Genomic DNA, 3222 nt, shown 5'->3' with positions numbered 1-3222 from the left:
GCGCGCGCTCGACGCGGCCGGCGTCGACGGGACGGTGTCGGTCGTCGCCGCCGCCAACGAGGGCGCGCGGGTGTCCGAGACGAACGCCGACGCGGCTGAGCCCGCCGACCGCGGCGGCTCCGCCGAGCAACAACACTAAGCGGAGCCGCGTCTCCATACGGGGTATGTCGAGTCTCCCCTTCGGCGTCGCGCGCCTCGACTCGATCCTCGGCGGCGGCGCGCCGCCCGGCACCGTGGTGTTGCTCGCGGGCGATGCCGGGGCGGGCGCGCGCGAGTTCTGTTACACCAGCGCCGCGATGAACGCGCTCGCGCACGCCGACGAGGAGCTGTTCGACCTGTACTACGGGGACCTCGACGGCGACGCGACGCTCCCCGACGGGGTCCACTACGTCTCCTTTACCGCCGGCACGGGCGCGATCACGCGGGAGATGGGGTACACGATGGCCGACGAGATCCTCGAGGCGGCGTCGCCGGCGATCTCGTTCCGGGACCTCTCCGCGGAGTACTTCCAGCTCAGCCCGGTTCCGCGCGAGTGGTACCGCGGCGAGACCGGGTCGCTGGCGGACCTCGGCGAGCGCGGCCACGAGGACGTGCTCACGGCGCTCGGCGATTACCTCTCGGCGCACGCCGAGGGGAGCCTGGTGTGTATCGACTCCGTGACAGACCTCGTCTCGATGGTCGGCGGCGACACCGACTGGAGCGACGTCACGATGGTGATGAAGGGGCTGAAGAAGGCGGCCTACGAGTGGGGCGGACTCATCCTCGCGCTGGTGAACGCCGACGCGATCACCGACCGCGAGTTCGGCACCCTGATGGACGCCGCCAGCGGGACCCTCCAGTTCACGTGGGAGAGCGGGGGCTCACAGCGCGCGCGGACCATGTTCGTTCGCGAGTTCCGCGGCGTGCTCTCTCGACTCGAAGCCGAGAACATCGTCAGGTTCGAAACCGAGATCCACGAGGGCGGGTTCGACATCAGCGACGTCCGGAAGATCCGGTGACCGGACCCGGTGACGACCCTCCGGTGATCGGGCCCGGTGACGACCCTCCGGTACCTGCGCTGGACCCGGTGGCGGACGGCCTGGGTATCGAAACCGAGAACGACGCGACAGATTACTTAAGTCTGCCAGTCGTACGCCTCTGCGATGAGCGTGGATCCGCGATGAGCGACCTCGACTCGCCGGACGAGTCGGTCGAAGATGTCGGGGAACGCGTCGAGGACGCCGACGGCTCGGCGTCTGCCTCCGCCAACGGGGCGTCCGACGGCTCGGCGTCTGCTTCCACCAACGGGGCGTCCGACGGCGACGCGTTCGCCGGCGACGAAGCGCCCGACCGCGAGCTGGTGAAGCGGGCCATCGTCGCGCTCGCCGACGAGCAGGGGGTCGACGTCCCGGACGCCGAGGAGGTGGCCGCGATCCGATCGCGTCTCGACGAGCTCGACGCCGCGGTCGACGAGAAGGTCGCGGACCTCCGCGAGCGGTTCGTCGACCTCTACCAGCAGCTCGAGGAGACGGCACCGTCCGACCACACGCACCCGGCTCTGGCGGAGCGGCTGGACGCGCTGGAGGCGGACGTGGCGGCGGTCGAGGCGCGCGCCGAGGCGCTCGACGCCCTCGAATCGGACGTCGCCGCGCTCGAATCGCGGCTTGAGGCGGTCGAACCGACGGTAGACGCGCTCGACCCCGAGGCGATCGAGGACAAGCTCTCGCGGGTCGCGAGCGCGGTCGTCAGGCTCCGTCGCCGCGTCGAGGAGCTGGAGGACGACCGCGCCGACCGCGAGCGCCTCGACGCGCTGCGGACGACCGCGAACCGGAACGGCGTCGGGAAGGCGCGCTGTGGCGACTGCGGCGAGACGGTTCGGATCTCGCTTTTGTCTCGCCCCGCGTGTCCACACTGCGACCGTCGGTTCGCCGAACTGGACCCCAGCCCGGGATTCTTTGGAACCTCGCGGCTGGTCGTCGCCGACCCGCCGGCGCTCGACGGGGCGGTTGCGTCCGACGAAACGGACGCATCCGGCGAAACGGACGCGGCGTCTGGTGCCGACAGCCGGTCGGACTCCAGGTCGGTGAGCACCCGCGACGCGGGCGGCGGGGAGACGCGACGATGACCGGCGAACGCGACGACGGTGGCCGCACGGAACGAGGACGCGACGAGGGTAGACGCGACGAGGACGAACGCGAGGGCTCCGAACGCGGCGAGGACGAACGCGAGGATCCCGGTACGGGCGCCGATCCGTTCGCCGACCTCGCCGACCTCGACGGGGTCGCCGATCCGTTCGCCGACCTGGACGAGACGGTCGAGGCGGACGACGGGCGTTCGGTCGACTCGGCGGTCACGGCGGATCCGGTCGACGTCGCGGTCGACGCCGATCGCGGCGACGCGGCGGTCGATCGCACTCCCGTCGACCGGACCGAGGAGGTCGACCCGTCGTCGACCGCCGCTAACGCGGACCTCGACGACGCGTTCGAGCGGATGGACGTCGACGAATTCGACGGCGAGGACGTCTGGGCAGCGCTCGACGACGCGTCGGAAGCCCCGTCCGTTCCCGGCGCTCCCGGTCGGGCGCCGGAAGACGCCGGCGGCGCGCCGACGGACGCCGAGACGGGGCCCGCGGACGGCGAGCGCGTCGTCGACAAGCGGACGTACTGCCAGCAGTGCTCGTACTTCTCGGAGCCGCCCGACGCCACCTGCACGCACGAGGGGACCACCATCGTTGAGACGGTCGGTTTCGACGAGTTCCGCGTTCGGAACTGTCCGATGGTCGACGGTGCCGACCCCGACGAGTGACCCGACGATCGCCGCCCACGCGCGTCGTCGATTGGCGGTCGTCGTCGAGATTTTAGGTAGACCGAAACCTATAACCCCGCCGGTCACCGAAGCGGTGGTAATGAGTACTGGTGACCGGATCGAACGCGACACCCAGGGCGTGGAGGACCCGCGTCCCACGGTCGCGGCGAGCCGTTGTTCGCCCGACCGGACCGTCTTCACCGAACAGGGGAACACCGACGCGTGGATCGCGACGGACCTGACCGTCGAACTCGAACGGTAGCGTTCTCGTTTCTGTCGGATAGGTGCCATCTACCTCGACGAGTGAGTCGTCAGACCGAGCGAAGTAGGAGCGGGTACGAGGTGTCATAGACGGTTCACCGGACGGTGATCTCACTCGTGTTTCGATGTATCATCCGTTATGTAGAATTGCTAATAATGCGAGATCGTTGTGGTCGA

The 3222-nt window shown here is 69.8% G+C and carries 4 protein-coding genes; all 4 read left to right on the top strand.

Annotated elements, in window-relative coordinates; genetic code table 11:
* The first annotated feature begins 164 nt into the window (after positions 1–164).
* The gene (locus GJ633_RS15315; protein ID WP_156589487.1) at positions 165–998 is read left to right on the top strand and encodes an HTR-like protein; all 834 of its coding nucleotides are present in this window, start codon (positions 165–167) and stop codon (positions 996–998) included.
* Positions 999–1159: 161 nt separating this feature from the next.
* Positions 1160–2104: a hypothetical protein gene (locus tag GJ633_RS15310; protein ID WP_156589486.1), complete on the top strand. Its 945-nt coding sequence runs from the start codon at positions 1160–1162 to the stop codon at positions 2102–2104.
* Positions 2101–2784, top strand: coding sequence for a hypothetical protein (locus GJ633_RS15305; RefSeq protein WP_156589485.1), 684 nt, complete (start codon positions 2101–2103; stop codon positions 2782–2784). The genes GJ633_RS15310 and GJ633_RS15305 overlap by 4 nt, the downstream gene beginning before the upstream one ends.
* A gap of 100 nt (positions 2785–2884) precedes the next feature.
* Positions 2885–3046, top strand: coding sequence for a hypothetical protein (locus GJ633_RS17340; protein ID WP_197431372.1), 162 nt, complete (start codon positions 2885–2887; stop codon positions 3044–3046).
* Positions 3047–3222 lie beyond the last annotated feature (176 nt).

Origin of the sequence: Halorubrum sp. CBA1125, assembly GCF_009742825.1 — an archaeon.
In the GTDB taxonomy this organism is placed as follows: domain Archaea; phylum Halobacteriota; class Halobacteria; order Halobacteriales; family Haloferacaceae; genus Halorubrum.
Note: the sequence above shows the minus strand (reverse complement) of the source record. Positions and strands in the feature narration are given on the sequence as shown.